This is a genomic window from Parasulfuritortus cantonensis, from assembly GCF_004337445.1.
Taxonomy (GTDB): Bacteria; Pseudomonadota; Gammaproteobacteria; order Burkholderiales; family Thiobacillaceae; genus Parasulfuritortus; species Parasulfuritortus cantonensis.
The window spans coordinates 1-20,081 of sequence record NZ_SJZB01000012.1 but is presented as its reverse complement, the minus strand read 5'-3'; the positions used below and the strand labels follow the sequence as shown (position 1 = coordinate 20,081).

Annotated in this window: 22 protein-coding genes, 1 tRNA gene and 3 pseudogenes; 15 read left to right on the top strand and 11 right to left on the bottom strand. The window is 68.3% G+C overall.

Translation table 11 applies throughout. The features are described 5' to 3' along the window. The first annotated feature begins 8 nt into the window (after positions 1-8). From ccoO to EZJ19_RS02650, 5 genes are all read left to right on the top strand, one after another. The gene (gene ccoO, locus EZJ19_RS02670; RefSeq protein WP_131444758.1) at positions 9-749 is read left to right on the top strand and encodes a cytochrome-c oxidase, cbb3-type subunit II; all 741 of its coding nucleotides are present in this window, start codon (positions 9-11) and stop codon (positions 747-749) included. Beyond that, a complete protein-coding gene (locus EZJ19_RS02665) occupies positions 749-943 on the top strand; it encodes a cbb3-type cytochrome oxidase subunit 3 (protein ID WP_131444757.1) in 195 nt (64 codons plus the stop codon). The genes ccoO and EZJ19_RS02665 overlap by 1 nt, the downstream gene beginning before the upstream one ends. After that, a complete protein-coding gene (ccoP, locus tag EZJ19_RS02660; RefSeq protein WP_131444756.1) occupies positions 936-1,856 on the top strand; it encodes a cytochrome-c oxidase, cbb3-type subunit III in 921 nt (306 codons plus the stop codon). Before EZJ19_RS02665 ends, ccoP begins: the two co-directional genes overlap by 8 nt. An 88-nt stretch (positions 1,857-1,944) precedes the next feature. Then, positions 1,945-3,372, top strand: coding sequence for a cytochrome c oxidase accessory protein CcoG (ccoG, locus tag EZJ19_RS02655; protein WP_240754626.1), 1,428 nt, complete (start codon positions 1,945-1,947; stop codon positions 3,370-3,372). After that, positions 3,369-4,142, top strand: coding sequence for a hypothetical protein (locus EZJ19_RS02650; protein ID WP_131444755.1), 774 nt, complete (start codon positions 3,369-3,371; stop codon positions 4,140-4,142). Before ccoG ends, EZJ19_RS02650 begins: the two co-directional genes overlap by 4 nt. Positions 4,143-4,150: 8 nt before the next feature. Here the strand turns inward: EZJ19_RS02650 and EZJ19_RS02645 are convergent, their stop codons facing one another. The 8 genes and pseudogenes from EZJ19_RS02645 to queA all read right to left on the bottom strand — a co-directional run bounded on the left by EZJ19_RS02645 (position 4,151) and on the right by queA (position 12,452). Further along, a complete protein-coding gene (locus EZJ19_RS02645; protein WP_131444754.1) occupies positions 4,151-5,050 on the bottom strand; it encodes an HDOD domain-containing protein in 900 nt (299 codons plus the stop codon). A gap of 8 nt (positions 5,051-5,058) precedes the next feature. Next, on the bottom strand, positions 5,059-6,372 hold the full coding sequence (locus EZJ19_RS02640; protein WP_131444753.1) for a putative bifunctional diguanylate cyclase/phosphodiesterase: 1,314 nt from the start codon (positions 6,370-6,372) through the stop codon (positions 5,059-5,061). 78 nt (positions 6,373-6,450) lie between these two features. Next, positions 6,451-7,089, bottom strand: coding sequence for a DedA family protein (locus EZJ19_RS02635; RefSeq protein ID WP_131444752.1), 639 nt, complete (start codon positions 7,087-7,089; stop codon positions 6,451-6,453). Between the two features lie 18 nt (positions 7,090-7,107). Next, positions 7,108-8,037, bottom strand: a complete 930-nt coding sequence (gene secF / locus EZJ19_RS02630) for a protein translocase subunit SecF (protein ID WP_131444814.1) — start codon at positions 8,035-8,037, stop codon at positions 7,108-7,110. A 16-nt stretch (positions 8,038-8,053) separates the two neighbouring features. Then, positions 8,054-9,880, bottom strand: a complete 1,827-nt coding sequence (gene secD, locus EZJ19_RS02625) for a protein translocase subunit SecD (RefSeq protein WP_131444751.1) — start codon at positions 9,878-9,880, stop codon at positions 8,054-8,056. 93 nt (positions 9,881-9,973) lie between these two features. Continuing rightward, complete coding sequence (gene yajC, locus EZJ19_RS02620) at positions 9,974-10,291, bottom strand: preprotein translocase subunit YajC (protein ID WP_131444750.1); 318 nt, start codon at positions 10,289-10,291, stop codon at positions 9,974-9,976. A 34-nt stretch (positions 10,292-10,325) separates the two neighbouring features. Then, positions 10,326-11,429, bottom strand: coding sequence for a tRNA guanosine(34) transglycosylase Tgt (gene tgt / locus EZJ19_RS02615; RefSeq protein WP_131444749.1), 1,104 nt, complete (start codon positions 11,427-11,429; stop codon positions 10,326-10,328). Continuing rightward, positions 11,419-12,452: pseudogene (gene queA / locus EZJ19_RS02610) on the bottom strand (tRNA preQ1(34) S-adenosylmethionine ribosyltransferase-isomerase QueA). Before queA ends, tgt begins: the two are co-directional and overlap by 11 nt. Positions 12,453-12,516: 64 nt before the next feature. Here queA and EZJ19_RS02605 point away from each other — a divergent pair. Continuing rightward, a tRNA-Leu gene (locus tag EZJ19_RS02605) sits at positions 12,517-12,601 on the top strand. Positions 12,602-12,773: 172 nt separating this feature from the next. Here EZJ19_RS02605 and EZJ19_RS02600 read toward each other — a convergent pair. The 3 genes from EZJ19_RS02600 to EZJ19_RS16165 all read right to left on the bottom strand — a co-directional run bounded on the left by EZJ19_RS02600 (position 12,774) and on the right by EZJ19_RS16165 (position 14,003). Continuing rightward, positions 12,774-13,244: a glycine zipper 2TM domain-containing protein gene (locus tag EZJ19_RS02600; protein ID WP_131444748.1), complete on the bottom strand. Its 471-nt coding sequence runs from the start codon at positions 13,242-13,244 to the stop codon at positions 12,774-12,776. A 100-nt stretch (positions 13,245-13,344) separates the two neighbouring features. Further along, complete coding sequence (locus EZJ19_RS16170; RefSeq protein ID WP_240754625.1) at positions 13,345-13,734, bottom strand: nitroreductase family protein; 390 nt, start codon at positions 13,732-13,734, stop codon at positions 13,345-13,347. After that, positions 13,701-14,003 carry a nitroreductase family protein gene (locus EZJ19_RS16165; RefSeq protein WP_240754624.1) on the bottom strand — a complete coding sequence of 101 codons (303 nt, stop codon included), beginning with the start codon at positions 14,001-14,003 and terminating at the stop codon, positions 13,701-13,703. Before EZJ19_RS16165 ends, EZJ19_RS16170 begins: the two co-directional genes overlap by 34 nt. 64 nt (positions 14,004-14,067) lie before the next feature. Between EZJ19_RS16165 and EZJ19_RS02590 the strand changes: the two genes are divergently transcribed. The 9 genes and pseudogenes from EZJ19_RS02590 to EZJ19_RS02550 form a co-directional block, all read left to right on the top strand. Further along, the gene (locus tag EZJ19_RS02590; RefSeq protein ID WP_131444747.1) at positions 14,068-14,793 is read left to right on the top strand and encodes an EI24 domain-containing protein; all 726 of its coding nucleotides are present in this window, start codon (positions 14,068-14,070) and stop codon (positions 14,791-14,793) included. Further along, positions 14,790-15,167 (top strand): holo-ACP synthase, encoded by a 378-nt coding sequence (gene acpS, locus EZJ19_RS02585; protein ID WP_131444746.1) that lies wholly within the window; start codon positions 14,790-14,792, stop codon positions 15,165-15,167. Before EZJ19_RS02590 ends, acpS begins: the two co-directional genes overlap by 4 nt. Then, positions 15,164-16,251: pseudogene (nagZ, locus tag EZJ19_RS02580) on the top strand (beta-N-acetylhexosaminidase). The gene acpS and the pseudogene nagZ overlap by 4 nt, the downstream one beginning before the upstream one ends. Beyond that, positions 16,244-17,182, top strand: a complete 939-nt coding sequence (locus EZJ19_RS02575; RefSeq protein WP_131444745.1) for a cation diffusion facilitator family transporter — start codon at positions 16,244-16,246, stop codon at positions 17,180-17,182. Before nagZ ends, EZJ19_RS02575 begins: the two are co-directional and overlap by 8 nt. Further along, on the top strand, positions 17,179-18,345 hold the full coding sequence (locus EZJ19_RS02570; RefSeq protein WP_131444744.1) for a DUF2863 family protein: 1,167 nt from the start codon (positions 17,179-17,181) through the stop codon (positions 18,343-18,345). The genes EZJ19_RS02575 and EZJ19_RS02570 overlap by 4 nt, the downstream gene beginning before the upstream one ends. A 9-nt stretch (positions 18,346-18,354) precedes the next feature. Continuing rightward, positions 18,355-18,996 carry a uracil-DNA glycosylase gene (locus tag EZJ19_RS02565; RefSeq protein ID WP_131444743.1) on the top strand — a complete coding sequence of 214 codons (642 nt, stop codon included), beginning with the start codon at positions 18,355-18,357 and terminating at the stop codon, positions 18,994-18,996. A 5-nt stretch (positions 18,997-19,001) separates the two neighbouring features. Next, positions 19,002-19,193: a tautomerase family protein gene (locus EZJ19_RS02560; RefSeq protein ID WP_131444742.1), complete on the top strand. Its 192-nt coding sequence runs from the start codon at positions 19,002-19,004 to the stop codon at positions 19,191-19,193. A gap of 72 nt (positions 19,194-19,265) precedes the next feature. Beyond that, a complete protein-coding gene (locus EZJ19_RS02555) occupies positions 19,266-19,814 on the top strand; it encodes a hypothetical protein (RefSeq protein WP_131444741.1) in 549 nt (182 codons plus the stop codon). Between the two features lie 16 nt (positions 19,815-19,830). Next, positions 19,831-20,081 (top strand): annotated as a pseudogene (locus EZJ19_RS02550) (hypothetical protein); the annotation flags it as partial.

Sequence of the window (20,081 nt, the reverse complement as noted above, 5' to 3'; positions counted from 1 at the left end):
AAGACGACATGAAATTCAGCCACGAAATCCTGGAAACCAACGCCGGCATCCTGCTGATCGGCACCATGATCGCGATCAGCATCGGCGGTCTGGTCGAGATCACCCCGCTGTTCCTGATCAAGGACACGGTGGAAGACGTCCCCGGCGTCCGCCCCTACACCCCGCTCGAATCGCGCGGCCGCGACATCTTCGTGCGCGAGGGCTGCTACACCTGCCACTCGCAGATGATCCGCCCGTTCCGCGACGAGCAGCTCCGCTACGGCCACTACTCGCTGGCCGCCGAATCCAAGTACGACCACCCCTTCCAATGGGGTTCCAAGCGGACCGGCCCGGACCTCGCCCGGGTCGGCGGCAAGTACTCCAACGAATGGCATGTCCAACACTTGAACCAGCCCACCTCGGTGGTGCCCGAGTCGGTGATGCCTAACTACCCGTGGCTGGCCAAGACTCCGCTCGACTACTCCGACGTCGCCGATCGCCTGCGCGCCCTGCGCACCGTCGGCGTGCCCTACTCGGCCTCCGAGGCCGAGTACCAGGCCAACGTCAAGCAGTTCGGCGCCGAGGTGGCCAACACGCTGCGCATCGACAAGGCCCAGGAGAACCTGGTCGCCCAGGCCCAGGCCGGCAACTACGACGGCGACCGCTCGTTCGTCTCCGAGGCCGACGCGCTGATCGCCTACCTGCAGGTACTGGGGACCATGGTGGACTTCAGCAAGGTGAAGCCCGAAGACCTGGTGAAGTACCGCTGATGCTGGCGTGGCTGGCCCGACCGGAGAATGCGAAACCGATCGGGCTGATCATCTTCTTCGTCACCTTCTGCCTGATCGTGTGGTGGGTCTACGCGGGTGACAAGAAGCGCGCCGCACGCATGGAAGAACCTAAGAACATTCCTTTTCTAGACGACGATCTGGATCAAGAAACGAAGGACAAGTCCAATGGCTGAAAACGCCCAAACCCAAGGCCCCCAGACCACCGGTCACGTCTGGGACGAAACCCTGCAGGAATTCAACAACCCGCTGCCGAACTGGTGGATCTGGGGCTTCTACGCCACCATCGTGTTCGCGATCACCTACTGGCTGATCTACCCGTCCTGGCCGATCGGCAAGAGCTTCCTGCCCGGCGTCTTCGGCAAGATCGAGTACACCAACTCCGAAGGGCAGACCGAAACCTGGCACTGGAACACCCGCGCCAAGCTGCTCAAGGAGACCGAAGAGGCGGCCGCCCTGCAGAAGCCCTATTTCGACAAGCTGGCCAGCCTGCCCTACGACAAGATCAGCAAGGACCCGGAACTGTCCAGCTTCGTCGTCTCGGCCGGCAAGCCCCTGTTCGCCGACAACTGCGCCGCCTGCCACCAGAGCGGCGGCGGCGGCAAGATCGGTTCCTACCCGAACCTGACCGACGACAACTGGATCTACGGCGGTACCTACGACAAGATCCAGGAAACCATCACCAAGGGCCGCCACGGCTACATGCCGCCCTTCGCCGAGGCGCTCGACCCGGCCCAGATCGAGGAGCTGGCCAACTACGTCCTCTCCCTGTCCGGCGAGAAGGCCGATCCGGCCAAGGCGGCCCTCGGCAACCAGTTGTTCCACTCCCACACCGCGGCCTGCTTCTACTGCCACGGCAACGACGCCAAGGGCCGCCAGGACATCGGCTCCGCCAACCTGACCGACAAGGTCTGGCTGTGGGCCAACGTGCCCGGCGCCAGCGACCAGGCCGGCAAGGTGGCGGAAGTCGAGAAGGTCATCACCGGCGGTCTCAACCGCGGCGTGATGCCGACCTGGGAAGGTCGCCTGAAGCCGGAACAGATCAAGCTCTTGACGGTCTACGTCCATGAACTGGGCGGTGGCAAGTAAGCCGCAGCGACGATCGGGCCGTCCCGGTTGAGGTTGAAGCCCCGGCTCGCCGGGGCTTTTCCATTGCAGGATCGAATCAGGAAACACTGTGAACACGCAAGCTCAAGGCCAGGAACTCTACTTCAAGCGCGCCCCGATCATGACGCGCTCGATCAAGGGGCCCTTCCGCACCTTCAAGACCGCCATCCTGCTGCTCGGCTTTTCGGTCTACTTCCTGTTGCCGTGGCTGCCCTGGGACCGTCCCGGCGCCCCCTCGCAGGCGATCCTGTTCGACATCCCCGGCCGCCGTTACATGTTGTTCGGCCTGACCGTCTATCCGCAAGACGTGTTCTGGCTGTCGATGCTGCTGTTCATCGCCGCCGCCGTGCTGTTCTTCATCACCGCCCTGGCCGGGCGGGCATTCTGCGGCTACTTCTGCTTCCAGACCCTGTGGACCGACGCCTTCACCTGGCTGGAGCACTGGTTCCAGGGCGAACGGCCGTCCCGCCTGCGCCTGCACCGCCTGCCCTGGTCCGACCGCGAGAAGCTGCTCAAGCTCGGCGCGACGAAGCTGGCCTTCGTGCTGCTGTCCTTCTGGACCGCCATGACCTTCGTGCTCTACTTCGGCTACGCCCCGGACCTGATCGCCCACTTCTTCACCGGCCAGGCGGCGCCGGCGGCCTACATCACCGTCATCGCCCTGACCGCCTCGACCTACCTCGCCGCCTCCACCCTGCGCGAGCACGTTTGCACCTTCATCTGCCCGTACGGCCGCTTCCAGAGCGCCATGTACGACGCGGAGACCCTGACCGTGCATTACGAACGCGGCCGCGGCGAACGCGAGCTGGGCCGCGCGGCCGCCCGCCCCGGCCTGCGCGGCTACGACGACCGCCGCTATGCCGGCTACGGCGACTGCATCGACTGCGGCCTCTGCGTGCAGGTCTGCCCGGTCGGCATCGACATCCGCAACGGCCTGCAATACACCTGCATCTCCTGCGGCCTGTGCGTCGACGCCTGCAACACCATCATGGACAAGATGGGCTACCCGCGCGGCCTGGTGCGCTACGACTCCGAGGTCAACCTGAACAGCCCGGCCCCGGTCGAGCCGTTCCTGGACTGGAAGCGCCTCAAGGTGATCGGCTGGGGCCTGGCCATCGTCCTGATGACCGCCTACCTGTTCTATGACATCGACCACCGCGCCAGCTACGAGCACAGCATCCAGCAGATCCGCTCGCCGCTCTACGTCACCCTCTCCGACGGCAGCATCCGCAACCGCTACCAGATCCGCCTGACCAACATCTCGGGCCACGAGGAGACCTACCGCATCGCCGCCCGTGGCCTGCCCGAGGGTGCCCTCGACCTTGGCAACTTCGCCCAGGTGCCGGTCCGCAACGGCCGCAGCGTGATCGTCCAGGCCAGCGTCAAGCTGCCGCCGGACCAAGCCGAGCAACTGCACCAGTTCGAATTCGTGATCACCGACAGCAAGGGTGAGAGCGTGACCGATCCTGTCCACTTCTTCACCCGGCACGAACAATGAGCCTACTTATCACGATGTTCGGCGGCATGCTCCTGACCGCCCTGCTGTACGGCATCGGCCGCCGCGCCAAGCTGTCGAACTACTGGGCGGCGGTGGTGGCCGCGGCGATCCCGTCGTTCGCCTACCTGGGCTACGCCCTCGGCCATCCGGTCGGTCTCGACACCATCACCCTGCACGTCATCGCCTATCCGACCGTCTCGGTACTGCTGGCCATGATGAACGGCGAAAAGGCGAAGCAGCAGAACAACGTGCACTGGGCACCCAAGCTGCTGATCGGCTTCTTCCTGGTCCTCATGGTCCTCATGGCGAGCTTCGTGTACATCGCCGGCCAGGGGCTGCCGCCCGCCGTCGCCCAGGTGCTCCTGCCGCACGCCGAGGGCAAGAACGTCCACACCGGCTTTGCCGGCGTGGTCGAGCACCAGGAGGACGCCGCGAAGGGCATCGGCCAGCACCTGGGCATGGCCGACAAGTTGGAGAAGCTGGGTTGGCGCGTCGAGGTCGACGGCCTCGGCGAGCTACGCGCCGGGAACCCCGCCATCGTCGCCGTGAGCGTGGCCGACGTCGCCGGCCATCCGGAGCCTGGCGTCACCGTCGATCTCGCCCTCGCGCGCCCCGGCCAGCCGGCAACCGCGCGGTTGACCCTGGCGGCGGCCGGCGACCGCCACCGCGGCACCCTGCCCGGCCTCGGCGCAGGCAGCTGGGTTGCCAACCTGCGCCTGGCGCGCGGCGCCGACGTCGTGGTCCTGGAACACGCCGTCGAGGTGCACTGAACGCCGCGCTACAGCGCCATGGCCAGGTGGGCCAGGAATTCCTTCGCCTCGGTCTCCAGTTCGGCCATCTCGGCACCCCCGTCCAGCCCCAGCACCGCCAGGCTGGCTGCGCCCAGCTTGTCCCACTCATGGCTGCGGTTGAGGCCGCTGCTGTCCTGATGCAGCTTCTCCGCCAACTGCGCCAGCGCGACCTGGCGCCCGGCCGGTCCGCCCGCGTCGAGGTCGGTCAGCACCGCGCGCTCGTGATGGCGCCGGATCGCCGTGCAGATGGGCTCCGGCAGCCACCAGCTCTGCGCCATCAGGCCGCCCACCACGGCGTGGTTGGTCGGCAGCTCGGCCTCCTCCACCGCCGTGAACGGACGCTCGCTGTCCTCGTTGGCGCGCGCCAGCACCTGCGCATAGCCGCTGAACCGGCGCATCATCACCGGGATGCCGCAGTCGCGGAACAACCCGAAGGTGTAGGCGTCCTCGGCGCCGACGCCGTAACGCACGCCCAGGCGCTTGACCAGCCACGCCGCGAGCTCGCCGGTGCGCTGGGAGGCGTCCCAGAAGCGTTCCAGCTGGACGCTGGGCGGAAAGACCCGGCGCAGGATCAGTCCGGCCACCGCGTTCGCCGCCACGCGCAGGCCGAGCATGAGCAGGGCGTCGCGCACGTTCCGGGTCTTCTGGCGATAGCCGAAGAAGGGCGAATTGGCGACCTTGACCAGGCCCGCCGCCAGCGCCACGTCGGCCTGGATCAACTCGGCCAGGTAGTTGAAATCCGGCTCGCCGGCGCGCGCCTCGATGATGATCAATTCCAGGATGCGCGGCCGCGGCGGGATGCCGATCTCGCGCAGCGAGGCCTCAAGCTGGCGATTCAGCGCCAGATCCCCGGTTTCCCCGGCAGTGCCGTGTTCTTCGTCGCTCATGTCAGCCATCAGGACAACCACTCGATCAAGTCGCCCTCGTTCATGGGGCGTGCGATATGGAAACCCTGCACCTCGTTGATGCCGGCCTCCCCCAGTAACTGTAGCTGAGCCGCCGTCTCGACCCCCTCCGCGACCACCTCCATGCCCAAGTCCGCTGCCAGCCCGGCGACCGCCCGTGCCACGCCGAAGGCGCGCCGGTCCACCGGCAGGTCGACGACGAAGGCGCGGTCGAGCTTGAGCTTGGCGGCGGGCAGGTCCTTCAGGCAGGCCAGGCTGGAATAGCCGGTGCCGAAGTCGTCGATGGCGAGCGGGAACCCGGCCGCCAAGGCGGCCCGTATGTTGCCCTTGACGACCTCGGAGGGGTCCATGAACAGCGACTCGGTGATCTCGAGCTCGATGCGCCCCGGCTGGATGCCGGTGTAGGCGAGGACGCCGTGCAGCGACTTCGCGAAGCTGCGGTTCTGCAACTGCACCCGGGACACGTTGACCGCCACCTTCAGGGCGGTACCGTGCCCCTGCATGCGGCTCACGAACTCCGCGGCGGTGACCAGGCACCAGTCGCCCAGGTGGCTGATCAGGCCGGTCTTTTCCGCCACCGGGATGAAACGCCCGGGCGGCAGGATCTCGCCGTCCACCCGGCAGCGCATGAGCGCCTCGGCCGCCACGGTAACGCCGTCCGTGACCCGCACGATGGGCTGGTAGTCCAGGTACAGGCCGCCAATCTCGAGGGCGCGGTGCAAGGTCTCCTCGACCGCCAGCTCCTCGCGTGCGAGGTACTTGCCGTCGCGCGCCGGCAGCAAGGCGTCGGCGGCCAGGCTGACCCGGCCACCGCCTTCGCGCTTGGCCTCGGCCATCGCCCGTTCGGCCCGTTCGAGGAGCTCGTTGGCGTCCTCGTCCGGCTGGCCGAGGGCGACCCCGACGCTGGCCGAGGGGCGCATGCGCGTGGTACCGATGCTCAGCCGCTGATGGACGGCCCCGACCAACTTGTGCGCGATGCGTTCCGCCTCATGGCCGCTCGCGTTCGGAAGGATTAGGACGAATTCGTCGCCGCCCACCCGGGCGAGGGTCGATTGCGGCGGCCGGCTGCGCTCCAGACGTCGGCACAGTTCAACCAGGACGCTGTCGCCGACGACGTAGCCGAAGGAGTTGTTGATCTGCCGAAAACGGTCGATGTCGAGCCACAGGACCGCCGGCAACCGGTCCCGGATGGGCAGTTCGGAGAGCAACGAGGTGAGCCGGGCGACGCAGCCGCCCCGGTCGGCCAGGCCGGTCAGCCAGTCGCCTGCGCCCAGATCGTCCTGCGGTAGGGTGACGACCGACATGGACCTGGCAGCGAAGTTTCAGCGCCTCCTTATCGGCAGGCGACCGGGAAACTTAAGCGGGCCGGGAGACCGCCGGCGTCAGGCCTGGCGCCGGGCGCGGGCGTATTCCAGGGCGCCGGGCAGGAGCGAGAGGACGATGATCAGCATGATCACCGCGGTCAGGTTGTTCTTGACCAGATCAAGGTTGCCGAAGAAGAAGCCGGCCGGCACCAGCAGGCCCACCCAGAGCAGGGCACCGAGGATCGAGAAGCCCAGGAAACGCAGGTAGGTCAGGCGCCCGAGGCCGCACACGAAGGGCACGAAGGTCCGCACGAGGGGGACGAAGCGGGCGATGACGATGGCCTTGGCGCCGTGCCGTTCCATGAACGCGTGGGTGCGTTCGAGGTTCTCGCGCTTCAGCCAGCGGCTGCCCTCGAACCGGAACAGGCGCGGGCCGACCAGGCGGCCGACCCAGTAGTTGACGTTGTCGCCGGAGAGCGCCGCCGCGACCAGGGTGGCCATGACCAGGGGCAGTTCCATGCCGCCCGCCGCCGCCACCGTGCCGGCCACGAAGAGCAGCGAGTCGCCGGGCAGGAAGGGGGTGACGACGAACCCCGTCTCCATGAAGACGATCAGGAACAGCAGGCCGTACACCCAGGCGCCGTGGTCGGTGACGAACAGGGCCAGGTGGCGGTCCAGGTGCAGCGCCAGGTCGACGAGCTGGGCGAGTATCTCCATGGCCGCGCCGCCCCGGCCTTACACCATGGCGCCCGGTTCCTGCTTGGGCGGCTTGATGAAGTCCTCGCGCGAGACGCCCAGCCACATGACGATGGGGCTGGCGACCAGGACCGAGGAATAGGTGCCGACCACGATGCCGATGGCCAGCGCGAGGGCGAAGCCGTACAGCACCTCGCCGCCCAGGAAGAGCATGGCGAGGACCATCAGCAAGGTGGTGCCGCTGGTGATCACGGTACGCGACAGGGTGGCGGTCTTGGCGTTGTCCATGATCGCCGCCACGTCCGTCATCCGGGTCTTGCGGAAGTTTTCCCGGATCCGGTCGAACACCACCACGGTATCGTTGACCGAGTAGCCCAGGAGGGCCAGGACGGCGGCCAGGACGGTGAGCGAGAACTCCCACTGGAACAGCGACCAGACGCCCAGGACGATGAACACGTCGTGCGCGGTGGCGAAGATGGCACCGAGCGAGAAACGCCACTCGAAGCGCAGGGCCAGGTAGATGACGATGCCGATGGAGACCACCAGCAGGGCCAGGGCGCCGTCCTCGAACAGCTCGCCGCCGACCTGCGGGCCGACGAACTCGACCCGGCGCATCTCGACCTTGGCGTCGGCCTGGCGGAGCACCGTCATGACATTCTCGGACAGCTGCGCGGAGGTCACGCCGGCCTTCACCGGCAGGCGGACCAGCACCTCGCTGGAGGTGCCGAAGTTCTGCACCTGGGCGTCGCCGTAGCCGCTCTTGGCCAGCACCGCGCGGATGGCCGGCACGTCGGCCGCGCCAGGATAGCCGACCTCCATGACCGTACCGCCGGTGAAGTCCACGCCCAGGTTCAGGCCCTTGGTGGCGAGCAGGACGACGGAGGCGAGGATGAAGGCCAGGGACACGTAGATGGTGCTGCGCGCCCAGCGCATGAACGGGATGTCGCGCTTGAGGTGGAACAGTTCGATCATGTCGCGGCCCTGCTTAGATGGATACCTTGGTCAAGCGCTTGGCCCGGCCGTAGGTGAGGTTGACCATGGCCCGCGAGACGGAGACCGCGCTGAACATGGAGGTGAGGATGCCCAGGCACAAGGTCACGGCGAAGCCGCGGACCGGACCGGAGCCGAGCCAGAACAACGCGATGCCGGCGATCAGGGTGGTGACGTTGGAGTCCAGGATGGTGTCCCAGGCCCGTTCGTAGCCGGCGGCGATGGCCGCCTGCGGCGAGTTGCCGTTGCGCAGCTCTTCCCGGATACGCTCGGCGATGATGACGTTGGCGTCGATGGCCATACCCAGGGTCAGCGCGATACCGGCGATGCCGGGCAGGGTCAGGGTGGCCTGCAGCATCGACAGCAGGGCGACCAGCAGGAACATGTTGGTGGCCAGCGCCAGCACCGAGACGATGCCGAAGCCCTGGTAGTAGATGACCATGAACACGGCGATCGCGGCGAAGCCGTAGAGGGTCGAGTTGAAGCCCTTCTGGATGTTGTCGGCACCCAGGGACGGGCCGACCGTGCGTTCCTCGACGATCTCCATGGGCGCGGCCAGGGCGCCGGCGCGCAGCAGCAGCGCGACGTCCTTGGATTCCTCGACCGAGTCCATGCCGGTGATCTGCACCCGGCCGCCGCCGATCTCCTCGCGGATGACCGGCGCCGTGACCACCTCGGTCTTGCCCTTCTCGACCAGCAGGATGGCCATGCGCTTGCCGACGTTCTCGCGCGTCACGTTCTTGAAGATGCGCGCACCGCGGCCGTCGAGGTTGACGTGCACGGCAGACTGGCCGTTGTTGTCGAAACCAGGCTGGGCATCGGTGATGTAGTCGCCGGTCAGCACCACGCTCTTCTTCACCAGTACCGGCTGGCCGTTGCGCTCGTAGTAGATCTCGTCGCCGAACGGCACCTGGCCGGCGGTCGCCGACTGGACGCGGGCCGTGTCCTGCATGGCCTCCTCGTCGACCATGCGCACCTCCAGGGTGGCGGTGCGGCCGAGGATCTCCTTGGCCTTGGCGGTGTCCTGCACGCCCGGCAGCTGGACCACGACGCGGTCGACGCCCTGCTGCTGGATCACCGGTTCGGCCACGCCCAGTTCGTTGACCCGGTTGCGCAAGGTGGTCAGGTTCTGTTGCAGGGCGTACTCCTGGGTCTGCTTCTTGGCCGTCTCCTTCAGCGTGGCCGTCAGCCACAGGCCCTCGGCGGTCTCGCTGTCGGCGAGCAGGAGGTCGGGATAGGTCGCCTCGATGGCCTGGCGTGCCTCGTCGCGGGTCGCCGCGTCGCTGAAGCGCAGGGTCACCGCCTCGCCCTGGCGGTCGATGCCGCCGTAGCGGACCTTCTTCTCGCGCAGCAGGGTGCGGATATCGCCCTGGTAACGCTCGGCCGCCTTTTCCAGCGCCTTGGGCATGTCGACCTGCATGAGGAAATGGACGCCGCCGCGCAGGTCCAGGCCCAGGTACATGGGCAGGGCACCCAGGCGCGACAGCCACTCGGGCGAGGCCGGCAGCAGGTTCAGCGCCACCGTGTAGCCATTGCCGAGAACGGCCTGCAAGGCGTCCTTGGCCTTCAGCTGGGTGTCGGTATTGGCGAAGCGCGCCTTGATGCTGCGTTCCGACATGGACACGCCCTGGGCGGCGATGCCGGCCTGCGCCAGTACCGTCTCGACCCGGCCCATGAGAGCGCTGTCGACCTTCTCGGTCGTGCGCACCGGCGCCACCTGGACGGCCGGCACCTCGCCGTAGAAGTTGGGCAGGGTATAGATGAGGCCGATCACCAGGGCGACCAGGACGACCAGGTATTTCCAGAGGGGGTAACGGTTCATGGCTCGACCGTGAAGGATGGAGGACGGGACGTTCGGGACAGGGGCCCGTGGCGCGGTCGCCGGCCGATCAGCCGCGCCGCGCCCCGGCAGGCGTCACAGGTCTTTGATGGTGCCCTTGGGCAGGACGGTATTGATGGCGCCGCGCTGGAAGATCGACTCGGTGCCGCCGCCGATGTCGAGGGTGACGTATTGGTCGCTGAGCTTGATGACCTTGCCGAGCTGGCCGCTCGCGGTGATCACCTCGTCGCCCTTCTGCAGGGCCTCCTGCATGGCCCGCTGTTCCTTGCTCCGTTTCATCTGCGGACGGATGATCAGGAAATAGAACACCACGAAGATGACGATCAGGGGCAGGAAGCTCATGATCGGATCGGGTTGGGCCGCATCGGCGGCGTAGGCGGGGGAAATCAACATCGTTCGGCACTCCGGGTAAAAATAGCTGAGGATTTTAACATGCGGCCATGCGGTCATTATTAAAGGCCGCGACAAACTCGGTATAACGGCCGGCCTCGATGGCCTGGCGCAGTTCGCGCATCAGGGTCTGGTAGTAATGCAGGTTGTGGATCGTGTTCAGGCGCCCGGCCAAGGACTCGCCGGCCCGGAACAGGTGGTGCAGGTAGGCCCGGCTGAAGTTCCGGCAGGTGTAGCAGTCGCAGGACGGGTCGATCGGACCGGTGTCGGTGCGGTGGCGGGCATTCTTGATCCGGAGGTCGCCGTAGCGGGTGAACAGGACGCCATGGCGGGCGTTGCGCGTCGGCATCACGCAGTCGAACATGTCGATGCCCTGGCCGACCGCCTGGACGATGTCCTCGGGGGTGCCGACGCCCATCAGGTAGCGCGGCCGGTCGGCCGGCAGGCGCGGCGCCGTGTACGCCAGGATGCGCACCATATCCTCCTTGGGCTCGCCGACGGAAAGCCCGCCGATGGCGTAGCCGTCGAAGCCGATCCGGCCCAACTCGGCCAGGGAACGGTCGCGCAGGTCCTCGTACATGCCGCCCTGGACGATGCCGAACAGGGCGTTCGGGTTGCCCTGGTGGGCCGCCTTCGAGCGCGCCGCCCAGCGCAGGGACAATTCCATGGAGATCTTCGCGGTCTGCCAATCGGCCGGATAAGGGGTGCACTCGTCGAAGATCATGACGATGTCGGAGTTCAGGGTGCGCTGGATCGCCATGGATTGCTCGGGCGTCAGCATCAGGCGGGCGCCGTCCAGGGGCGAGGCGAACTTGACGCCCTCCTCGGTAATCTTGCGCAGGTGGGTCAGGCTGTAGACCTGGAAGCCGCCCGAGTCGGTCAGGATCGGTCCGCGCCAGGCCATGAAGTCGTGCAGGCCGCCGAACGCGGCGACCACCTCCAGGCCGGGGCGCAGCCAGAGGTGGAAGGTGTTGCCGAGGACGATCTGGGCGCCCAGGGCCTCGACCTCGTCCGGGGTGACCGACTTCACCGCGCCGTAGGTGCCGACCGGCATGAACACCGGCGTCTCCACGACGCCGTGGGCGAGTTCCAGGCGGCCGCGCCGGGCCAAGCCCGAGGTGGTCAGGAGATCAAACTTCATGGGCGCCCTCGATAAGCATGGCATCGCCGTAACTGAAGAAGCGGTAGCGCTCCGCCACCGCATGGCCATAGGCACGGCGCATCAGGTCGTAGCCGCCGAAGGCCGACACCAGCATCAGCAGGGTCGACTTGGGCAGGTGGAAATTGGTGAGCAGGCGCTCGACCACGCGGAAGCGGTAGCCGGGCGTGATGAAGATGTCGGTCTCGTCCAGGCCGGGCCGCAGTTCACCGCCTTGCGCCGCCGACTCGAGGGCGCGCAGGCTGGTGGTGCCCACCGCGCAGACCCGGCCGCCGCGCCCGCGTGCGTCCGCGACGGCCGCCACCGTCGCCTCGGGTATCTCGTACAGCTCGCTATGCATGCGGTGCTCGGCGATGTCCTCGACGCGCACCGGCTGGAAGGTGCCGGCGCCGACGTGCAGGGTGACGAAGGCGGTCGCCACGCCCATGGCACCCAGTTTCTCGAGCATGGCGGCGTCGAAATGCAGGCCCGCCGTGGGGGCCGCGACCGCACCCGGTGCCCGGGCGTAGACCGTCTGGTAGCGGGCGTCGTCGCCGGCCTCCGCAGGCCGGTCGATATAGGGCGGCAGCGGCAGCAGCCCGTAGGCCTCGAGCCAGTCCAGCACCGTGCGGGCAGGATCGAAGGCGAGCCGGTAGAGGTCGCCGACGCGCTCGACCACCTCGACCTCGATGGCGTCGGCCAGGCGCAGGCGCATGCCTGGCTTCGGGGCCTTGCTGGCCCGGATGAAGGCCAGGGCCTCGCGCTCCGACAGCACGCGTTCGACCAGGGCCTCGATGCGTCCGCCGGTCGCCTTCTCGCCGTACAGGCGCGCCTTGATCACCCGCGTATCGTTGAACACCAGCAGGTCGCCGGGCCGGAACAGGGTCGGCAGGTCGACGAACAGGCGGTCGGTGAAAACACCGGCATCCGGGTCGACGTGGAGCAGCCGGCTGCCCCCCTTTGCGCAAGCGGGTAGCGGGCAATCAGTTCGTCGGGCAGAAAGTAGTCGAAATCGCTGGTCTTCATGGTGCGGGCGGATTATACGTTGCCGCAGGCACCGATTTTTCGCGATAATCCTCGTCCCTCATCTGCCCGGATGGCGGAATTGGTAGACGCACGGGACTCAAAATCCCGCGCCGCAAGGCGTGCCGGTTCGACCCCGGCTCCGGGCACCAGTCCCTTGCCGTATCGTCGTTGCGGCCGAATGGCCGTTGCGGTCACCCGCACCACGGTCCCGCATTCCTCCTGCCCGCCCGAAACCGCTGCGCGGACCCGGCGGCGGGGCGCGGCGCCGAAGCTCCGCCCCACCCGCGCGCCGACTGCCCGGCGCCAGCCGGCCAGAGCTCCTTACCAGCCGCCGCGGCCGTCACGGTCCCAGGGCGGGCCGCCGCGGTCGCCACCCCAGCGCGGGCCGCGGTTGTCATCGCGATCCCAGCGCCGGTCGCGGCGGTCGTCGCGATCCCAACGCCGGTCATGGCGGTCGTCGCGGTCGTAACGCCAGGCCGGGTAGACGACGCGCGGCCCCACCCAGTAGGGCGCCGGCTCATAGTAATAGTGGCGGACCGGCGGCGCGTAGACGACGTAAGGCCGACGGCGGTAACGCCAGTCGTCGTCGTCGGTCGCGGCGGCGCCGACCATGGCGCCGAACACACCGCCGACCACGGCACCGTCATGGCCGCCGACTTCATGGCCGACGACCGCACCGACACCGGCGCCCAGGATGGCCCCGGCGAGTGGGTCGGAAGCCGAGGCAGGCGTGGCGCCGAGGGCGAGCAGGCCGGCCAACAGGAGGCTGGGGGCAACGTATCTGGTCTTCATGATTCACTCCAATCGTGTGACTACGATTCCAGACTACGCGGCACCGGTTCCCGAGCGGTTGCCGACCGGTAAGCAAGTGTTACCAGTTGTAACCGGCCGCCTAGACCCAGCGGACGACGTCGGCCATGGCCTGGCGCACCTTGGCCGACGGCGGGGCGACCCGGTAGCCGAACGCCACCATCACGGCCAACCCCCATTCCCGGGTGTCGAGCACGCCCGCCCCGGCCAGGACCGCCTCCGCCTCGCCCTGGTCGTAGCCCTCGATGGCGCAGGAATCGACGCCGATCATGGCGGCGCCGGTCATCATGTCGGCGAGCGCGATGTAGGCCTGCTTGCAGCTCCAGTCGAACAGGGCACGCTCGCTGTCCAGCAGCCTGAAGTCGGATTCCTGGAACTTGCGGTAGACCTTCTCGCGGCCGGCGACGCGCTCGGCGGAGAACTTGTGGACGTCGTGCATCATGTGGCGGACGTGTTCGCCGTCGTAGCGCATGCCGCCCTTGCGGACCAGGATGGCGACGTAGTGGCTGGCGGTGGGCAGCTGCTTCCTGGCCCCCAGGTCACCGGCAGCAGCTTGTCGCGCAGCGCGGGATCCTGGATGACCAGGAACTGCCAGGGCTCGTAGCCGAACGAACTGGGCGACAGGCGCCCGGTTTCCAGGATCAGGTCGAAATCCTCGGCCGGAATCTTCCTGGCCGGGTCGAACTCCTTGCAGGCGTGGCGGAAATGGCAGATGTCGAGGACGGTTTGCTTGTCGATCATGGCGATGCTCCGAACGTGTACGGCCGGATTATCGCAAATGCCGGTCCCGGTATAATCCCCTGCCATGGAGTCCATCCTGCTCTCCCTGCGGCGCGCCGGCCAGGACCTGCTGGCGCCGCGCATGCTCACCCTGGCCTTCTGGCCCATGGTGCTCTCCCTGCTCGCCTGGGGCATCCTGGCCTGGCTGTTCGGCTCCGCCTGGAAGGCCGAGATCGCCGGCTTCCTGGCCGCCACGCCGCTCGACGACCTGGCCCGCTGGCTGGGCGCCGAATGGCTGACCGCCTATGCCGCGGTGTTCGTGCTCAGCCTGCTCTGGCTGCCGGCCATGTACGTCACCGCCCTGCTCATCACTTCCCTGGCCCTGATGCCGATCATCGTCGGCTTCGTCGCCCGCAACCATTACCCGGACCTGGAATACCGCCGTGGCGGCAGTCTGCTCGGCAGCGTATTCAACGGCCTGGTGGCCCTGGTGCTCTACCTGGCCGCCTGGCTGGTCCTGTTGCCGCTCTGGCTGTTCGCGCCCTTCGGCATCCTGGTGTCCGTCCTGCTCAACGCCTGGCTGAACCAGAAACTGTTCATGTACGACGCCCTCGCCGAGCACGCCTCGGCCGGCGAACTGAAGGACGAGCGCCATGCCGGCGGCTGGCGCCTGTTCGCGTTGAGCAGCCTGCTCGGCCTGCTCCATTTCGTACCGGTGGTCAACTTCGTCGCCCCGGTCTACATGGCCCTGGCCTTCACCCATCACGGCCTCGCCGCCCTGGAGCGGACCCGCCGAGGGCGGCCGGCATGATCCTGGGCATCGGCGTCGATCTGGTCCTGGTCGCCCGCATGCGCGACCTGCATGCGCGCCACGGCGAACGCCTGGCCCGGCGCATCCTGGCCGCCGCCGAGTTGCCCGAATACGACGCCGCCGGCGACCGCGACCGCTTCCTGGCCAAGCGCTTCGCCGCCAAGGAGGCCTTCGCCAAGGCGCTCGGCACCGGCCTCCGGGCACCGGTCAGCCTGACCGCCATCCGGATCGGCCACGACCCGCTCGGCCGCCCGGATTACGGCTGCAGCCCGGAACTCGACGCCTGGCTGGCGGCGCGCCGCATCCGCCGGGTACACCTGTCCATCAGCGACGAGAAGGAACATGTCGTCGCCTTCGCGGTAGCCGAAACATGACCTCCCTGCGCCAGCCACTCGGCCCCCTCATGCTCGACGTCGAGGGCAAGGCCCTGAACGACGACGACCGCCGCCACCTCAGCCACCCCTGGTCGGCGGCGTCATCCTGTTCGCGCGCAACTACGAGAGCCCGGAACAGATCGCCGAACTCAGCCGCGAGATCCACGCCCTGCGCCACCCGCCCCTGCTCATCGGCGTCGATCACGAAGGCGGCCGCGTGCAGCGTTTCCGCAACGGCTTCACGGCCATCCCGGCCATGGGCGGCCTGGGCGCCCTCTGGCGCGAACATCCCAACCAGGCCCGGCGCCTGGCCCGCGACGCCGGCTACGTGATGGGCGCCGAACTGCGCGCGGTCGGCGTCGACTTCAGCTTCGCCCCGGTACTCGACCTCGACTACGGGCGCAGCCAGGTGATCGGCGACCGCGCCTTCGCCGACGATCCGGAGACGGTGGCCGAACTGGGCCACGCCCTGGTGCTCGGCCTGCACGAGGCGGGCATGAACGCGGTCGGCAAGCACTTCCCCGGACACGGCTATGTCGCCGCCGACTCCCATCTCGCGGTGCCGGTCGACGAGCGCGACCTGCACAGCCTGGAGGCCGCCGACATCGTGCCGTTCCGGCGCCTGATCGACCTCGGCCTGGCCGGCATCATGCCCGCCCACGTCATCTACCCAGCCGTCGACGCCCAGCCGGCCGGCTTCTCGCACCGCTGGCTGCACGAACTCCTGCGCGGGCGCTACGGCTTCGAGGGCGTCATCTTCAGCGACGACCTGGGCATGGAGGGCGCCAGCGTGGCCGGCGGCGTGGTCGAGCGGGCCCGCGCCGCCCTCGCGGCCGGCTGCGACATGGCCCTGCTGTGCAACAAGCCCGAGCAGGCCGACCAGCTCCTGGCCGGCCTGAAGTGGGACAACGCACCGGTGGCGTTGATCCGCTACGCCCGCATGCACGGCCGCCCGCACCCGCCCAGCCGGGTCGCCCTGCACGAGAGCGCCCGCTACGTGAACGCCCTGCACCACCTGGCCGGCCTAGGCGCCGCCGACGCCGAACTCGCCCTGAGCGACGCGATGACGGTCAAGAATGTCTGAGCACCACCACCATCTCTCGGTCGACAAGGGCGAAAGCCATGAGTCGCACCACCTCGGTCACCACGGCCATCACCATCATCTGACCGGGGCGCTGTATCTCACCCTCGGCTTCGCCCTGGTCGAGGTCCTGGCCGGCTGGTGGTCCGGCTCCCTGGCCCTGATCTCCGACGCCGGCCACATGCTGACCGACTCCACCGCCCTCGGCCTGGCCGCCCTGGCCGCCTGGCTGGCCCGGAAACCGCCCACCGGACGGCACACCTACGGCCTGGTGCGCATGGAGGTGCTCGCCGCCCTGGCCAACAGCCTGCTCATGGTCATGTTGATCGTGTTCATCGCCCGCGAGGCGCTCGACCGCTTCGCCCAACCCATCGCGGTCCAGGGCGGCACCGTCACGGCGGTCGCGGTGCTCGGCCTGCTGGTCAACCTGGGCGTCGCCTGGCAGTTGTCCAAGGGCGAGGCGACCCTGAACACCCGGGCCGCCCTGATGCACGTCATGGGCGACATCCTCGGTTCCGTGGCCGCCCTGGTGGCCGGCCTGGTGATCCAGTTCACCGGTTGGACCACCATCGACCCGCTGCTCTCCCTCCTGGTGTCCGGCCTGATCCTGGTATCGGCCTGGCGCCTGCTGTCCGAGTCCGTCCACGTCCTGCTCGAGTCGGTGCCCGAGCACATCGACCTCAAGGCGGTCGGCGCCGACCTGGCCGCCATCAACGGCGTCGCCTCGGTGCACGACCTGCACATCTGGACCCTGTCGTCGGGCCGGATCGCCCTCTCGGCCCACCTGGACATCGACTACCTGGCCGACTGGACCGCCATCCTGGTCCGCGCCCGCCACCTGATGGACGCACACCACGGCATCGGTCATATCACCCTGCAACCCGAGGCGGTAAACTCGGTGCCCTGCCCATCCTGCTGTCCGGAACCGAAATGAAGCAACGTCGACACTATTCCTCCAACCGACTTTCCCGCGATGCCGAGCGCCTGGTCTGGCTGGCCAAGGGCCTGGCCGAATCGGGCAGCCGGGCCGAGGACGGCTGGTGGGAGGAGGAACTGGCCACCCTGATCGGCAAGATGCTCGGCGCCGGCCAGGAGGACGCCCTCAACCAGGCGCTCGACCGTCTGCACGAGACCAACGGCCGCGCCTACGACGACCTCGCCGACCTGATCGAGGCGGCCAGCGAGAGCCCGCGCAGCGAGGGCCGTCGCTGCCTGCTCCTGGCCATGCCCGTCCTGGCCTGGTCGCGCTACCGCATCCCCGACCGCAAGCTGCCGGCCGGCCTCCTGGCCAACCTGCGCGTGCAGCTCAAGGCGCACATCCTGGCCGACGAGGTCCGGGTGGGCATGGCCGACCTGCTGTTCAGCCCGGACCAGATGCCGCGCGGCTTCGTCGCCACCCAGCGCCTGGCGGCCGAACTCGCCGACCAGGCGGGACGCGAAGGCAACCTGGCGATCGCCCTCGACGGCCTGCCCGAGACCGGCCACTACATCGCCGATGTCCGCTACATCCTCGCCGTCGTCGGCAGCCCGGCCGGCCGGCCGCTGTTCCGCTGGCAGGAGACCGATGGCAGCCGCGACGCCGCGCTCAGGGAATGGCAGGCCCAGGCGGGGCCTAGCGTGCAGGCGTCGATGCCCGGCTGCGCCATCCAGCTGCTCCTGCCGGACGCCTATTTCTCGGCCTGGCGCCAGGCCGACCAGGCCGCGCGCGGCTACTCGCTGGTCGGCACGGCGGCCTACCTACAAGCCGCCCTCGACCTGCCGGCCACCGGTCTGCGCGCGATCGCGGCACCCTATTACGACCACCGCCTGGTGGAATGGCGGGTCGGCTTCGCGCGCCGCGGCGACGACCAGATACTGCACGGGGTCGTCTGGCCCCTGCTCGGCGGCGAGGACGAAAATACCGACGTCGCCGCCGAGATCGAACAGACGCTCAAGCAGGCCGGCCTCACCGACATCGTCATGCTCGACCAGCGCATGGCGCTGGAGTACTGCGAGGACTGCGGCGCGCCCCTGTTCCCGAATGCCGATGCCGACTCGGTGCATGCCGAGATGCCGGAAGAGGCGGAAGAGCAAGGCGCCCCCCTGCACCTGCACTAGACGGCAGCGATGTCCCGCCCAGCCAAGAACTTCGACGCCGAGTGCGCCGCCTGCCCGCGCCTGGCCGAGTTCCTGGCCACCACGCGCCGGGTCTACCCGGATTATTTCTGCCGCCCGGTACCGCCCTTCGGCGACCCCGACCCGCGCCTGCTCATCGTCGGGCTGGCGCCCGGACTGCACGGCGCCAACCGGACCGGCCGGCCGTTCACCGGCGACTTCGCCGGCCAGTTGCTGTACGAGACCCTGCACGAATTCGGCTACGCCGACCGGCCCGTCTCGGTGGCGGCCGATGACGGGCTCAGCCTGTCCGGCTGCCGGATCACCAACGCGGTGAAGTGCGTGCCGCCGGGCAACAAGCCGGAACCGGCCGAAATCCGGCGCTGCAACGGTTTCCTGCAGGCCGAGATCGCCAGCCTGCAGGAAACCGCCCGGGTCCTCGCCCTCGGCCAGGTCGCCCATGGCGCGGTGCTGCGCGCGCTCGGCCTGAAGGCCAGCCAGTTCCCGTTCGGCCACGGCGGCCGGCACGTCCTGCCGGACGGCCGCCGGCTGTACGATTCCTACCATTGCAGCCGCTACAACACCCAGACCCGCCGGCTGACGCCGGCGATGTTCAAGGCCGTATTCGCCTCAATCCGCAACGACATGGAGTAACCGTCATGCCCGTCGTCACCATCAAGCTGGCCGGCAGCCTGAGCCGCGACCAGAAACGGAAGATCGCCGAGGAAATCACCGACACCCTGGAACGCATCGCCCTGAAACCGAAGCGCTACACCTACGTCGCCTTCGAGGAACTACCCGACGAGAACTGGGCCATCGCCGGCCAGTTGCTCGACGAGGAGGAAGGCTGATCCGCGCCCCGGCCGTTTGGCCAAGGCCCGACAAGCTCCCTATACTGACCCAAGACCGACCCCTTCAAGGCAATGAAAAAACTCATATTCGCACTCATCGTCGCCGGCCTGCTGCTCGGCCCCGCCTACTGGACCTACGCCAAGTTCTTCACCGGCAGCGAGGCCGTCGTGGTGCCGTTGCGCCTCGCCGAGGCCGAAGCCGGCAAGGCCCCCGCCTGGCAAACCGGGCCGTTTCCGCTCACCGCCGGGATGGCGCCGATCGGCCTGATCCTCAAGGCGCAGGGCCACTTCTCGCCCAACATGGACGAGCAGCAACCGCCCGCCGACCGTTACAGCGCCATCCTGAGCCGGGACGGCGTCGCCGCCCAGCCGCTGGCCTTCACGCTCGGCGTCAAGACCGTCTCGAATTCCAACCCGGCCTTCCGCGAACACCTCCTGCTGATGCGCGAGGTGCGGCCCGGCACCTACGACCTGACCGTCGCGCCGGCGGCCGATCCGGACATCCGGATCGACCAGATGCAGCTCCAGATCCGTCAGAACCTGCATGAACCGAATCCGGACGTGGTCATGGCCGGGATCGGCATGTTGATCCTCGGCATATTCGCCCTGACCCTCATCTAGACCACAGGAGTCCGCCATGTCCCGCCGCCATCCCCTGATCCTTGCCGCCGTCATATTCCTCTCCCTGACCCTGGAACCGGTCTGGGCCGACCCGCCCGGCCAGGCTCCGGCGCACGGCTGGCGCAAGAAGCACGACCCCTACTACATGGGCTACACCGGCCGGAAATGGGACGACGACTACGGCATCACCCTGGGTCGCTGCAACCGCGACGCGGTCGGCGCCGTGCTCGGCGGCGTGGTCGGCGGCGCGATCGGCTCGCGCGTCGG

Excerpts from the sequence above, each read along its gene's own strand:
- EZJ19_RS02635 (WP_131444752.1), bottom strand. The coding sequence starts at position 7,089 with ATGGAGATACTCGCCCAGCTCGTCGACCTGGCGCTGCACCTGGACCGC.
- ccoP (WP_131444756.1), top strand. The coding sequence starts at position 936 with ATGGCTGAAAACGCCCAAACCCAAGGCCCCCAGACCACCGGTCACGTC.
- EZJ19_RS02555 (WP_131444741.1), top strand. The coding sequence starts at position 19,266 with ATGAAAAAACTCATATTCGCACTCATCGTCGCCGGCCTGCTGCTCGGC.
- EZJ19_RS02645 (WP_131444754.1), bottom strand. The coding sequence starts at position 5,050 with ATGAGCGACGAAGAACACGGCACTGCCGGGGAAACCGGGGATCTGGCG.
- EZJ19_RS02575 (WP_131444745.1), top strand. The coding sequence starts at position 16,244 with ATGTCTGAGCACCACCACCATCTCTCGGTCGACAAGGGCGAAAGCCAT.
- ccoO (WP_131444758.1), top strand. The coding sequence starts at position 9 with ATGAAATTCAGCCACGAAATCCTGGAAACCAACGCCGGCATCCTGCTG.
- yajC (WP_131444750.1), bottom strand. The coding sequence starts at position 10,291 with ATGTTGATTTCCCCCGCCTACGCCGCCGATGCGGCCCAACCCGATCCG.
- EZJ19_RS16170 (WP_240754625.1), bottom strand. The coding sequence starts at position 13,734 with ATGCGCTACGACGGCGAACACGTCCGCCACATGATGCACGACGTCCAC.
- EZJ19_RS02565 (WP_131444743.1), top strand. The coding sequence starts at position 18,355 with ATGTCCCGCCCAGCCAAGAACTTCGACGCCGAGTGCGCCGCCTGCCCG.
- EZJ19_RS02600 (WP_131444748.1), bottom strand. The coding sequence starts at position 13,244 with ATGAAGACCAGATACGTTGCCCCCAGCCTCCTGTTGGCCGGCCTGCTC.
- EZJ19_RS02560 (WP_131444742.1), top strand. The coding sequence starts at position 19,002 with ATGCCCGTCGTCACCATCAAGCTGGCCGGCAGCCTGAGCCGCGACCAG.
- EZJ19_RS02570 (WP_131444744.1), top strand. The coding sequence starts at position 17,179 with ATGAAGCAACGTCGACACTATTCCTCCAACCGACTTTCCCGCGATGCC.
- EZJ19_RS02640 (WP_131444753.1), bottom strand. The coding sequence starts at position 6,372 with ATGTCGGTCGTCACCCTACCGCAGGACGATCTGGGCGCAGGCGACTGG.
- EZJ19_RS16165 (WP_240754624.1), bottom strand. The coding sequence starts at position 14,003 with ATGATCGACAAGCAAACCGTCCTCGACATCTGCCATTTCCGCCACGCC.
- secD (WP_131444751.1), bottom strand. The coding sequence starts at position 9,880 with ATGAACCGTTACCCCCTCTGGAAATACCTGGTCGTCCTGGTCGCCCTG.
- EZJ19_RS02665 (WP_131444757.1), top strand. The coding sequence starts at position 749 with ATGCTGGCGTGGCTGGCCCGACCGGAGAATGCGAAACCGATCGGGCTG.
- acpS (WP_131444746.1), top strand. The coding sequence starts at position 14,790 with ATGATCCTGGGCATCGGCGTCGATCTGGTCCTGGTCGCCCGCATGCGC.
- EZJ19_RS02650 (WP_131444755.1), top strand. The coding sequence starts at position 3,369 with ATGAGCCTACTTATCACGATGTTCGGCGGCATGCTCCTGACCGCCCTG.
- tgt (WP_131444749.1), bottom strand. The coding sequence starts at position 11,429 with ATGAAGTTTGATCTCCTGACCACCTCGGGCTTGGCCCGGCGCGGCCGC.
- EZJ19_RS02590 (WP_131444747.1), top strand. The coding sequence starts at position 14,068 with ATGGAGTCCATCCTGCTCTCCCTGCGGCGCGCCGGCCAGGACCTGCTG.